The organism is Methylobacterium sp. EM32, assembly GCF_040593685.1.
Classification (GTDB): Bacteria; Pseudomonadota; Alphaproteobacteria; order Rhizobiales; family Beijerinckiaceae; genus Methylobacterium.
Genome location: NZ_JBEXZS010000244.1, coordinates 1 through 11,801, shown reverse-complemented (window position 1 = coordinate 11,801; position 11,801 = coordinate 1). Strand labels below are relative to the sequence as shown.

At 70.7% G+C, this 11,801-nt stretch carries 8 protein-coding genes and 1 pseudogene; 2 read left to right on the top strand and 7 right to left on the bottom strand.

The genetic code is table 11. From position 1 onward, the window contains the following. Positions 1-107: 107 nt before the first annotated feature. The 7 genes from ABZT49_RS30640 to ABZT49_RS30610 all read right to left on the bottom strand — a co-directional run bounded on the left by ABZT49_RS30640 (position 108) and on the right by ABZT49_RS30610 (position 8,139). Entirely contained in the window at positions 108-443 is a 336-nt protein-coding gene (locus tag ABZT49_RS30640; protein WP_355291891.1) for a DUF3325 domain-containing protein, read from the bottom strand. Next, positions 440-1,999 (bottom strand): PepSY-associated TM helix domain-containing protein, encoded by a 1,560-nt coding sequence (locus ABZT49_RS30635; protein WP_355291889.1) that lies wholly within the window; start codon positions 1,997-1,999, stop codon positions 440-442. Before ABZT49_RS30635 ends, ABZT49_RS30640 begins: the two co-directional genes overlap by 4 nt. Then, complete coding sequence (locus tag ABZT49_RS30630; protein WP_407943601.1) at positions 1,996-2,337, bottom strand: iron transporter; 342 nt, start codon at positions 2,335-2,337, stop codon at positions 1,996-1,998. The genes ABZT49_RS30635 and ABZT49_RS30630 overlap by 4 nt, the downstream gene beginning before the upstream one ends. Then, positions 2,288-4,636, bottom strand: a complete 2,349-nt coding sequence (locus tag ABZT49_RS30625; RefSeq protein WP_355291887.1) for a TonB-dependent siderophore receptor — start codon at positions 4,634-4,636, stop codon at positions 2,288-2,290. The genes ABZT49_RS30630 and ABZT49_RS30625 overlap by 50 nt, the downstream gene beginning before the upstream one ends. 799 nt (positions 4,637-5,435) lie before the next feature. Next, positions 5,436-7,169: a ubiquinone-dependent pyruvate dehydrogenase gene (poxB, locus tag ABZT49_RS30620; protein WP_355291885.1), complete on the bottom strand. Its 1,734-nt coding sequence runs from the start codon at positions 7,167-7,169 to the stop codon at positions 5,436-5,438. 425 nt (positions 7,170-7,594) lie between these two features. Continuing rightward, positions 7,595-7,870 carry an adenylosuccinate synthase gene (locus ABZT49_RS30615; RefSeq protein WP_355291883.1) on the bottom strand — a complete coding sequence of 92 codons (276 nt, stop codon included), beginning with the start codon at positions 7,868-7,870 and terminating at the stop codon, positions 7,595-7,597. A 14-nt stretch (positions 7,871-7,884) separates the two neighbouring features. Next, the gene (locus tag ABZT49_RS30610; protein WP_355291881.1) at positions 7,885-8,139 is read right to left on the bottom strand and encodes a hypothetical protein; all 255 of its coding nucleotides are present in this window, start codon (positions 8,137-8,139) and stop codon (positions 7,885-7,887) included. A gap of 267 nt (positions 8,140-8,406) precedes the next feature. Here ABZT49_RS30610 and ABZT49_RS30605 point away from each other — a divergent pair, with 267 nt between their 5' ends. Both ABZT49_RS30605 and ABZT49_RS30600 read left to right on the top strand, forming a co-directional pair. After that, positions 8,407-9,603 carry a hypothetical protein gene (locus tag ABZT49_RS30605; protein WP_355291879.1) on the top strand — a complete coding sequence of 399 codons (1,197 nt, stop codon included), beginning with the start codon at positions 8,407-8,409 and terminating at the stop codon, positions 9,601-9,603. A gap of 193 nt (positions 9,604-9,796) precedes the next feature. Beyond that, positions 9,797-11,801 (top strand): annotated as a pseudogene (locus tag ABZT49_RS30600) (hypothetical protein); the annotation flags it as partial.

Sequence of the window (11,801 nt, the reverse complement as noted above, 5' to 3'; positions counted from 1 at the left end):
TACGACCTGTGCGTCTGGATTCCGGGCTCCGCTTACGCGGCCCCGGAATGACCCGGAGGGTGTGGAAGCGACCGGAGCATAGTCGCCGAGTGCCAAGGTACGGGGGATCAGACAGCCCCGGCGACCACACCCGCAACCGCGACCATCCCCGCGAGCGGAGCCAGCCACAGCAGCGCCCGCGGCCGGTACGACTGCACGACGATCAGCAGGAGGCCCGCGCCGATCAGCGACCCGAGCCAGTCGACCGGACCGAAATTCCAGCCCTCGCCCCGGACCGCGACGGCCAGCGACAAAGCGATCAGACCCCAGCCGGCGGCGCGGAAGGCGCGCGCGCGGGGCCGGTCCGGCGGGCGCGACCAGACCGCCTGATGGTGCCGGGCCATGGAGAGGCACAGGGCGGCAAGCCCGAGGAAGCTGAGCCCTGAGCCGACGAGGAGCGTCATGCCCGCCCCATCTGCGCGGCTGCCGCGGATGCTTCCGCCACCCGGCGCGCCCGGCGCGGGGCCGCGAAGCGGTCGACCTTGTGCGCGACGAGGGCGAAACCAGCCGCGACGGCGAGGAGGACGGCGTCGAAGCCGAGGAACCAGAGGGCATCGTCCCACAGCGCCCGGGCGGTCGCGAGATCGGCGAGCACCACCGCGACGAACAGGGCGGCCACGAGGCCGAGCGCCCCGCGCCAGGCCCGGCGCGGCGCCGGCCACGCGCCGGCGAGGGCTACCGCGATCCAGGCGCCGAAGAACACCCCGACCTCCCACTCCGCCCGGGCTCCGAGGCCGAGGGGCAGCAGCCGGTTCGCCAGGAAGTAGGCGGCGATGCCCGCCGGCAGGCCCGCCACCGTGCCGAGGTTGAGGGCGTGGACGAGGCGCCAGCCCCAGCCCGGCGCGATCCCGGCCCGCGGCAGCCGCGCTACCGTCCAGAGCACGAGCCCGCTTCCCACCATCGCGCAGCCGAGCAGCCCGCACAGGAAGAACAGCAGCCGCAAGGCGGCCCCGGCGAAATGCGCCTCGTGCAGGCCGACCATCGTGGTGAAGGTCTTGGCCGCCGGCCGCAAGCCTCCCGACAGCACCTCGACGACCGCGCCGGTTGTGCCCGCGAAGGCGACCTGCGGGTGCTCGTGCGAGAGGCCGTGCGGCTCCTCGAACACCGCCACTACCGTGGAATTCGCGTCGCGCGGATTGGCGATGGTGAGCCGCTCCAGGGGCTCGGGAATGGTTGCGAGCGCTCGGGCGACCATCGGCCCGACCGGGGCGAGGGTGCCGGGCTGCCCGTGAGCCGGGCGGGTCTGCGTGATCTGTCCGGTCTCGGCGAAATAGGCGAACTGGTCGCCGTTATAGGCCGCCGTGACGCCCCAGGGCATGTACATCAGCGCCAGCGTCACCACGCCCGTATAGGTGATCATCAGGTGGAACGGCAGCGCCAGCACGCCGCTGACGTTATGGGCGTCGAGCCAGCCGCGCTGCGCCGCCTTGTCCCGCCGCAGGGTGAAGAAATCCGAGAAGATGCGCCGGTGGGTGACGATGCCGCTCACCAGCGCCACCAGCATCACCATGGCGCAGATGCCGACGATCCAGCGGCCCCAGAGCGGGGGCAGGTTCAGCTCGAAATGGAAGCGGTAGAAGAAGTCGCCGCCCCGCGTCGCCCGCATCGCGGCGGGCGCGCCCGTCCCCGGATCGAGGAGGACGTGGCCCGGCGGCGTGCCGGGCCTGTTGCGCCAGAACAGCTCGACGAGGGGCCGCTCCGGGGTCGGCAGGCCGACGAACCAGGTCCGCGCATGCCCCGCATGGGCCTCAAGATGGGCCACCGCGCGCTCGGCCGCAATCGCCAGGGCTTCGGGGGTGATGGTGGCCTCGCGCCGCAGCTCCGGCTGCATCCAGCGCGAGATCTCGGTCCGGTAATAGGTCGCGGTGCCGGTGACGAAGACGGCGAACAGCACCCAGCCGACGACGAGGCCGGACCAGGTGTGCAGCCAGGCCATGGACTGGCGGAAGCCCTGCTTCATGACGATGATCCGGTGACGAGCCAGAGGGCGGCCCCGAGCACCAGGGAGAGGATCCCGACGACGACGGCGGCCCGCCCGAGCGAGCGGGCCGCGAAGACCGCGACCACGATTCCCACCATGATGGCGAAGCTGAGGAGCGTCGCCGTCGTCACGGCCTCCGCCCGGGACATCGGCAGGACCAGCGACAGGAGGGCGGTGGCGAGGGCCGCGACTGCATAGCCCCCGCCGGCGGCGAGGACGACGCGGCCGGCCACCGCCGCGCGGGTCGAGAGGGGGAGGCTCACGGTCTCACCAGCGGTAGCGCAGGGTCGCGTAGACCGTGCGCGGCAGGCCGACATAGCAGCCGGCGTAGGACAGGCAACCGGTCACGACCCGCTCGTCGAGGAGGTTCTGGGCGTTGACCTGGAGGTCGAAGCCGGTGAGCTTCGGGTCGAGATGCTTGAGGTCGTAGCGCGCCACCGCGTCGACGAGCACGTTCTCGGGCACCCGCAGGCTGTTGGCCGCGTCGCCCCAGGAGCCGCCGAGATAGCGGACACCCCCGCCGAAGCTCAGGCCAAGCAGCGGGCCGGACTGGACCGTGTAGTCGACGAACAGCGAGGCGGTGCGGTCCGGGATCTGCACCGGGCGCCGGCCCACGATCGGTACGGTCTGGCCGGTGGCCTGGTTGAAGGTCGTGGTGGTGTCGCGGGTGTTGCGCACGTCGAGGAAGGAGACGCCGCCGACGAGGTTCAGCCCCTCGGCGAGCGTCGCGCGGGCCTCGAACTCGACGCCCTGCACGCCGATCTCGCCGGTCTGCAGGTTGAAGCCCGGATTGGCCGGGTCCGGCGTCAGGGTGTTCGAGCGCTTGATGTCGAAGGCCGCCGCGGTGAGCAGGAGGTCGGTGCCGGGCGGCTGGTACTTGATGCCGGCCTCGTACTGGCGGCTCGAGATCGGGTCCGGGATGCGGCCGGTCGAGCCGAAGGCCTGATCGAAGATGCGCCCGCCGGTGATCGGCTCGAACGCCTCGCTGTAGGAGACATAAGGAGCGATGCCCTCATCGAAGCGGTAGAGCAGGCTCGCCCGGTAGGTCATCGCGTCGGAGGGCACGTCCTGGAACGCCACGGCGCCGGTGGCGAGCGTCCGGGTCGGCCCGCTCTGGCGGGCGACGTCGTAGCGCCCGCCGAGCGTCAGGACCAGGCGGTCGAACTTGATCTGGTCCTGGAGGTAGACGCCGGTCTGCTGCGCGGTGAGGCGCGCATTGGTGGTGTAGGGCGGCACCGGGATGGTCATGTCGTAGTTCGGCGCCAGCAGGTTCAGGTCCGGCGCGGCCGGGAAGGCCGAGGACAGCGTGCGGGTCTTGATCGTCTGGTGGTCGACGCCGAGGAGCGCGGTGTGGGCGAAGGGGCCGGTGTCGAACTTCGCCTCGAAGTAATTGTCGATCGTGTAGGCGTCGATCGCCACGTCGGTGGCGATGCGCGAGCGGTTGAGCAAGGGGCCGGTGGTGAGCGGGCTCGGCGTGGCGATGCCGTTGGTGAGGAACGTCGAGTAGACGCTGCGATACTGCCCCTCGGTGCGCAGGAAGCGGCCCGAGGAGTGGAAGCGGAAGGTGTCGTCGAAGCGGTGATCGAGGATGTAGGTCACCGCGGCCTGCGTGCGGTCCGACTTCTCGAAGTTGCGGTCGCCGTCGTAGAAATCGACCGGCAGGCGCCCGACGATGCCGTTGCCGAAATTGCGCGGAAACAGCGTGCCGTAGGCCGGGAAGCCGCCGTAGAAGCCGGAGAACGGGTCGCGCTGGTAGAGGCCGAGCACGGTGAGCGAGGTGTCGGCCGACGGCCGCCAGGTCACGCTCGGCTGGATGAAGGCGCGCTCGACCCGCGTCGTCACCGCCGGCCCGTCGCCGTTCCAGCCCGAGGCCGTCACCCGGTAGGCGAATTGCTCGGTGCCCGGTACGGTGGTCTCGGAGGTGATCGGCCCGCCGACATCGACGCCGCCCCGGACCTCGCTGAAGCCGCCGCCCTGGAGGAAGACCTCGCCGTGGCGGACGAATTGCGGCATCTTCGACGTCAGGTTGACGATGCCGCCGGGGCCCGACTGGCCGTAGAGCACCGAGGCCGGGCCCTTGATGATGTCGATGCGCTCGATCCGGTAGGGATCGACCGACGGGAAGGCGTCGCGGGAGGTCGGCAGGCGCATCCCGTCGAGGAAGAGCGGCGCGGTAAAGCCGCGGATCAGGAATTGCTCCAGCCGGGTCTGGCCGGCGCCGCCGCGCTGCTCGGTCGTCACGCTCGGGCTGTAGCGCAGGGCCTGGTTGATGGTGAGCGCGTTCTGGTCCTCGATCTGCTCGCGGCCGATCACGGTGATCGATTGCGCGGTCTCGAGGATCGGCGTGTCGGTCTTGGTCGCCACCACGCTGCGCGATGCCACGTAGCCCGGCACCGGCCCCCGCGCACCGCCGGGCTGCGTCCCGGCGGCGGTCGCCGCGACCGGGCGGGGCGCGCCCTCGATGTTGATGGTATCGAGGGCGATCTCGGCTCCGTCCTGGGCCCGTGCCCCCGCGGCGAGGCCGGCCGACAGCACCACGCCCGACAGGAGCGACCGGGTCAGCCGACGCCCCGCGAGCGAGAGGGGACGGGCGCGGCGCGACGACGGGACGGGCATGACGAAGATCCAGGGCGAGCGGGAACGCTGGCCGCGGCCGACAACACCATGAACAGGACACGGGGGCCGCGGCTGGAAACCGAATGGCAAAATCGCCTGGCGCTAACAAGCGTTATGTTTTTTAGCTATTACAATGAGAGTGTCGGAGGATTTCTATGGTGATGCGATGCGTTGATTTGTGGAGATCGTTGTATGCTCCGGCCGCGTTTGGGTGAAGTCCCCGAGAGGAGAGGCGCGGATCGTGGCGTCCGACAATTGGCAGAGGCGAGGCGCCGACGTAGGGTCAGGCGTGGTTCGGGCGGATGCGCCTAGACCGAAAGACATAGGCATCGCCGTGGCGAAGCTCGAATGATCCTTCGTTGCGGAACACGGTGTGCAATGTCGCGATGCCTTGCGCGCGATCCGGGTCTGTGGAGGAGTTGGCTCGACGGGACATGTCCCACAGGATTTCCGCTCGGTCCGCTCCGACATCGGAAACGCGCGGGATCCCTGCTCTCGTGCAGCGGGGCAATCCGGAGAAAGGAAGTGGCACGTGTTTCTCCTCTCCCCGCGGGCGGGGAGAGGCCTTCATCCCCCTTGTCGGGGGTGAAGGGAGCCCGCAGGGCGAGGGTGAGGGGGTCTCGACGCGTGAAGCTCCTCCGGAAATACCCCCTCACCCTCGCTCCGGCTTCGCCGCCGCTTGCTGCGTCTCCTGAACGGAGACACAGCCCTCTCCCCGCCCGCGGGGAGAGGGGAAACCCGCGCCTCCTCCTGCTCCGGGCTGCCCCACGACCCGCCGTTCCACCGGATCAAGGACGCCTCACCGGATCAGGTTGCTCTTCGCCAGATCGACGATCTCGTCGCCGCGGCCGTTCATCACCGCGCGCATCACGTAGAGGCTGAAGCCCTTCACCTGCTCGGCCTGGATCCGGGGCGGCATGGCGAGTTCCTGGCGGTTCGTCACCACGTCGAGGAGGGCGGGGCCGTCATGGGCCAGCATCTCGGCGAGCGCCCCCTCCAGCTCGCCCGGATCCTCGACGCGGCGTCCGTGCAGGCCGGCGGCGCGGGCGATGGCCGAGAAATCGGGGTTCTGGAGCGCGACGCCGGTCTCGAGATAGCCGGCGACCTTCATTTCCATCTCGACGAAGCCGAGCGTGCCGTTGTTGAACACCACCACCTTCACCGGCAATCTCTCCTGCACCAGGGTGAGGAGGTCGCCCATCAGCATGGTGAAGCCGCCGTCGCCGGCGAGCGCGATCACCTGCCGGCCCGGCAAGGCGGCCTGGAGCCCGATCGCATGCGCCATGGCGTTCGCCATCGAGCCGTGCGCCCAGGAGCCGATCAGCCGCCGGCCCGGCGTCATCGTCAGGTAGCGCGCCGCCCAGATCGTCGGCGTGCCGACATCGGCGGTGAAGACGGCGTCGGGACCCGCCGCCTCGCTGACCCGCTTCGTCAGGTATTGCGGGTGGAGCGGCTTGCGGCCGGGCTTGCCGGTGGCGAGGTCGTCGAGCCCCTCGCGGGCCTTGGCATAGTGCTTGAGGCAGCGATCGAGATGGGCGGAATCCCGGCCGCCCTTCAGCCGCGGCAGCAGGCCGGCGATCGTCACCGCGACGTCGCCGACGAGGCCGAGATCGAGCCGGCAGCGGCGGCCGAGATTCTCCGGCCGGATGTCGACCTGCGCGATTCTGGCCTTCTCCGGATAGAACTGGCGGTAGGGGAAGTCGGTACCGAGCATGAGCAGGGCGTCGCAGGCCTCCATCGCGGCGTAGCCGGAGGAGAAGCCGATCAGCCCGGTCATGCCGACGTCGTAGGGGTTGTCGCTCTCGACGTGCTCCTTGCCGCCGAGCGCGTGCACCACCGGCGCCTGCAGCGCCGCGGCGAGCTGGATCACCTGGTCGCGCGCGCCGGCGCAGCCGCGGCCGCAGAACAGCGTCACCTTCTCCGACCCGTTGAGGAGGTCGGCGAGCGCGTCGAGCTCGCCGGTGAGCGGCAGGACGATCGGCGGCTTCGGGGCGAGCGTCGCGGGCGCGGCGAGCGGGCGCTCGGGCGCCTCCTTCAGGGCGACGTCGCCCGGGATCACCACCACCGACACGCCGCCCTTTCCGATCGCGGTGCGGATCGCGGTCTCGAGGACGTAAGGCAGCTGGCCGGGATCGGAGACCAGCTCGCAATAGTGGCTGCACTCCCGAAAAAGCTCCTCCGGATGGGTGGCCTGGAAGTAGTTGCTGCCGATCTCGGCCGAGGGAATGTGGGCGGCGATCGCCAGCACCGGCGTGCGCGAGCGGTGGGCGTCGTAGAGCCCGTTGATGAGGTGGAGGTGGCCGGGGCCGCAGGAGCCGGCGCAGACTGCGAGCCCGCCCGTCCCTTGCGACTCGGCGGAGGCCGCGAAGGCCGCCACCTCCTCGTGGCGCACATGCACCCAGCGGATCTTGCCCCGGGCGCGGATCGCCTCGGTGAGGCCGTTCAGGCTGTCGCCGACGACGCCGTAGACGCGTTCGACGCCGGCATGTTCCAGGGTCTCGATGCAGAGATCGGCGATGGTGCGGCCCGTCATGACAAGCTCCTGCGCGCTGCGCCGCCTCGGCCGAGGCGGGCGAGGGAAAATCGCTCTTCGAGGCGCCCCGACCCGAAGCCGGATCTAGGGCGCGCTCGCCGAAAGGGGACGCGCGGCGGTGGGAGTGGGTCGGGTCCGGGGCGGGACGGGCCGGAGGCCGGTCGGTCGCGACGGCCTAAGCCATGTCGCCGAGGCAAGAGCGGAGCTTCGTCCAGTGCCGTCAGGGACTAACAAGAAATACAAAGCTGAAAAGAAAAAAGGCCACCCTTGCGGGCGGCCCGAAGTCTAGGGAGGAAACGCCCAAGAGGGCTGGCAAGTCCGCGACGCCATCGCGTCCTTGCGTGAGTTGTGTATCCCACGCTTTCCCGCACTGCACAATCCGGGTCGTCGCCCGGGGTCCCATGCGCCCAGCGCATGAGATGCAGTCAGGCCGGCCCGATCTCGAATTCCATCCCGCGTCCGGGCCCCTGGTCGGCGTAGTCGACGAGGGTGTAGCCGCGCTCCGACAGGGCCGCCTCCAGGTCGTCGCGGTGGCGGCGGAACATCTGCCCGATCGCCAGCGGCGTTAGGCGCGGGCTTGCGCGCCGGAGTTCGTCGACGCCGATCTGGACCGGCGCGCCGTCCCGGTCCGCGATTCGGATCAGGATTGCGGCCAGCTCTGCCGCCTTGGTCTCGGCCGCGGATTTCGCCTTGAAGGCCATGGTTCTCTCCTCGATTACCCGCCGCTGATCTGTTCGGCGAAATCCTCCGGGATCTCGCCGAAGGTGCCGAGGATCGTCACGCTCTCGAGTTCGCCGGTCTCGTCGTCCGCCACGATGCGCAGGGCCGCCGCGCCCGGCATCCGGCCGGCAATCGCCTCGGCGCGCTTGAGCGCCCCGCTCTCCGTCGGCGTGACGTCCCGCGCGCCCGGCCGCAACCGCTTCCGGTGCACCTCGAACGTCTGCACCATGAAGGTCGTCCGCATCGCCATCCCGTCTCTCCCGTCGCCGTCCCGCGACCCCGAACCCGGCCTCAAGCGCGACCGTAAATCGCCGGCCCGCCTGTTCTTTTTTCGTTCTAGACCATTGCCCGGCCCGGCTCCACCGCGCTCTCGTCTCGGCCGGTGCGACGAGGGCGACACGGATGAAGTCGGCCGGCCGGGCATGCGACCTTACCAGACGTCGCCGGACTGTTGCTCAAGCGCGTCTATGGGGAGCCTCGGAAACAGTCCAAGGAAGCTCCCGGAAGGATGCCTCCCATGGCCATCGGCCCCTCGACGACGCAGACCCCCTACCTCGTGCCGAGCACCGGCAATGTCAGCCTCACGTCGATCCTGAGCGTGGGCGACACGGTCCCCGGCTCTGTCAAGGCCAATGGCACGCCCTGGCGCTTCGTCGGCATCCCGGACGGCATCGGCGCCCTCGACAACGGGGACGGCACCGCCACGGTGCTGGTCAACCACGAGATCGGCGCCACCTCCGGCGTGGTCCGGGCGCACGGCGCGGCCGGCGCCTTCGTCGACCGGCTGATCGTCGACAAGGCGAGCCTGAAGGTCCTCTCGGCGAGCGACCTCGGCACCGGCTATTACGGCTTCAACACCGCGATCGGCACCTGCCAGCCCGGCACCACGGCGCTCGCCCGCCTGTGCTCGGCCGACCTGCCGGCGGTCTCGGCCTTCTACGATGCGGGCACCGGGCTCGGCACCCGGACCCGCATCTTCATGAACGGCGAGGAGACCGGGGCCGAGGGCCGGGCGCTGGCCTGGATCGTCGACGGCCCCGAGGCCGGCCGGATCTACGAGCTGCCGCGCCTCGGCAAGTTCTCGATGGAGAACTCCCTCGCCAACCCGGCCTCGGGCGCGAAGACCGTGACGATCGGCACCGACGATTCCTCGACCGGCCAGCTCTACGTCTATGTCGGCACCAAGCAGGCGACCGGCAGCGAGATCGAAGGCGGGCCTCACCAACGGCAAGCTCTACGGCATCAAGGTCCCGTCGGTCCTCGTCGAGACCAACGCGACCTCGCTCGCCGCCGCCGGCGCCGCGTTCAGCCTGCAGGAGATGGGTCCGAACGGCGACTTCTCGCGGGTGACCGGCGCCCAGCTCCAGGCCGAGAGCGATGCCGAGGGCGTCACCACCTTCCTGCGGCCCGAGGACGGCTCCTGGGATCCGAGCAACCCGAACCGCTTCTACTTCGTCACCACCAACGCCATCACCAGCCCGTCGCGGCTGTGGGCGCTCGACTCCACCGACGTTACCCGGCCCGAACTCGGCGGCACCATCACGGAGCTGCCGCGCGGGCCGGAGGCCAAGTGATGCTCGACAACCTGACGGTGACCGCCGACGGCAAGGTCATCCTGCAGGAGGATCCGGGCAACAACGCCTGCCTCTCGAAGGTCTTCACAACCCTCCCACAGGCCTGGCCGCGCACGATCCGATTGCCGGCTAAAAGTTAGCCTTAACAGATTTTTCAAGGACGCGGCAGTAACTAGAGCCGTCGAGCGGCCGAGTGGATCCCAGATACGAGCGGGATTGGGGATCCGAGGTTGTAGACACGCAGCATCGATGTGCAAGTGCTCGTGACGATGATGCTTCGCCCCTCGGAGCGCCAAGTCCGGTCACCGCTCGTCCTGGAGGCTATCTGTCGCCATGTTCAGTGCGTATCGTCGTCCGAGCCCGTTGCTGCGCCGCGAACTTCTGGCGACGACGGCCCTGACGGTCGGGCTCGGCGTCGCTCTCGCGACCGGAGCCCAGGCGCAGTCGAATTCGTACCTGGCGGGAATCGGAGCCTCGGTCGGCCCCAACAACGCCACGGCGGTCGGCCCGAACGCATCGGCTGGCGGGGACGAGTCCTTCGCCGGCGGCTACAACGCGAATGCCAGCGGATCCGGCGCGGTGGCGATCGGCTCGGGGGCGAGCGCGCAATCCAGCATCAGGAACCAGGGCATCATCAACTACCGGGCCGGAGGCGGCAACTCGCAGCCGATCAACGAGACGACGACCGGCGGCGCCCGGCCGTCGGGCACGGCGGTCGGCCAGGGCTCGTCGGTCGGGAACGGCGGCGGCGTCGCGATCGGCTACCGGAACAGCGCCGGGGCCAACGGATTCAACGGGACCGCGATCGGCTCGAACAACGAGGCCTACGGGCCGTACGGCATCGCGATCGGCTACAGCAACACGGCGAGCGGCCGCTCGTCGCTCTCCCTCGGCACGAACAACCAGGCGACCGGCGACATCGCCGTCGCGCTGGGCCGGCAATCCTATGCGTTCGGCGCCTACTCCTTCGCCCAGGGCTTCGTCGCCAGCGTCTACGGTGCCGACGGGATCGCGATCGGGCGCTCCACGGTCGCGGGCGAGGCCGGCAGCGACGGCCTGGGCACCGGATCGTCCGCCGGCAACGCCGCGATCGGCGACAACACCCTCGCCACCGGCGGGGCGGCGCTGGCGCTCGGCAGCAAGGCGACGGCGACGAGCGCCAGCGCCGTCGCGGTCGGCAGCGGCGCCGCCGCGGCCAATGCCCACTCGGTCGCGATCGGCGCCGGATCCTCGGCCCTGCGTGGCGCGATCTCGGCAAACGAGGTCTTTTCCGGCGTCGCGCTGGGCGCGGGCAACGCCGAGTTCTCGGTGGGCGCGACCGGCGCCGAGCGCCAAGTCACCAACGTCGCCGGCGCCACGCGGGCCACCGACGCGGTGAACCTGCGCCAGCTGCGCATGGTCGGCGACAGCCTCGCGGGCTCGCTCGGCGGCGGCTTCGACCCCGCGACCGGCGCCTATGCCGCGCCGAGCTTCGGCTATGGCGGCGTCCCCTACGCCAAGGCGACGGACGCCGTCCAGGCGATCGACACCTTCGCGCTCCGCTACGACCGGGACGGGAGCGGCACCCGGCTGCCCGGCATCGACCTGACCCGCGGCGGCGCTGTCGGCTCCGCCGTGTCGATCACCGGGCTCGCGCCGGCCACGCTCGACAGTGGCGCCGTCGCCCTGTCGCAGATGCCGTTGCGCTATTCCACCGCCGCGAGCCCCACCACCGCCAACCCGGCCGTGCCCTCCAACGACGTGACCCTCGTCGGCGCGACGGGGGGCCGCCCGGTCGGGCTGCACAACGTCGCGCCCGGCGACATCACCGCCGCGACCTCGACCGATGCGGTCAATGGCGGCCAGCTCTACGCGACCAACCGGCAGGTGGCGGGCAACACCGCCGGCCTGTCCGGCCTGAATGCCGGATTGGCCGCCGGCACGATCGGCCTGGTGCAGCAGGACGCGACGAGCCGCACCCTCACGGTCGGCAAGTCCACCGACGGTACGCTCGTCGACATCACCGGTACGCAAGGCGTGCGCCGCCTCACCGGGCTCGCCTCCGGCCTGCGCGACGACGACGCGGTGGCCTTCCGGCAGCTGCGCGCCACCGGCACCGCCCTCGGCGGGGGCGCGTCCTACGATCCCGTCACCGGCGCCTTCACGGCGCCGAGCTACGCCGTCGGCGGGCGCAGCTACGGCGATGTGGGGTCGGCGCTCGCGGCGTCCAACGGCCTCGCGGTGCAGTACGTGGCGGATGCCGCGGGCAGCCCGACCGGCACGGTCGATCTCGCCAAGGGCGGAACGAGCCCGGTGGCCCTGCGCGGCGTCGCGGCGGGGCGGCTCGCCGCCGGCTCGA

Excerpts from the sequence above, each read along its gene's own strand:
- ABZT49_RS30610 (WP_355291881.1), bottom strand. The coding sequence starts at position 8,139 with ATGGCGATGCGGACGACCTTCATGGTGCAGACGTTCGAGGTGCACCGG.
- ABZT49_RS30605 (WP_355291879.1), top strand. The coding sequence starts at position 8,407 with ATGGCCATCGGCCCCTCGACGACGCAGACCCCCTACCTCGTGCCGAGC.
- poxB (WP_355291885.1), bottom strand. The coding sequence starts at position 7,169 with ATGACGGGCCGCACCATCGCCGATCTCTGCATCGAGACCCTGGAACAT.
- ABZT49_RS30630 (WP_407943601.1), bottom strand. The coding sequence starts at position 2,337 with ATGTCGGCCTGCCGCGCACGGTCTACGCGACCCTGCGCTACCGCTGGT.
- ABZT49_RS30640 (WP_355291891.1), bottom strand. The coding sequence starts at position 443 with ATGACGCTCCTCGTCGGCTCAGGGCTCAGCTTCCTCGGGCTTGCCGCC.
- ABZT49_RS30615 (WP_355291883.1), bottom strand. The coding sequence starts at position 7,870 with ATGGCCTTCAAGGCGAAATCCGCGGCCGAGACCAAGGCGGCAGAGCTG.
- ABZT49_RS30625 (WP_355291887.1), bottom strand. The coding sequence starts at position 4,636 with ATGCCCGTCCCGTCGTCGCGCCGCGCCCGTCCCCTCTCGCTCGCGGGG.
- ABZT49_RS30635 (WP_355291889.1), bottom strand. The coding sequence starts at position 1,999 with ATGAAGCAGGGCTTCCGCCAGTCCATGGCCTGGCTGCACACCTGGTCC.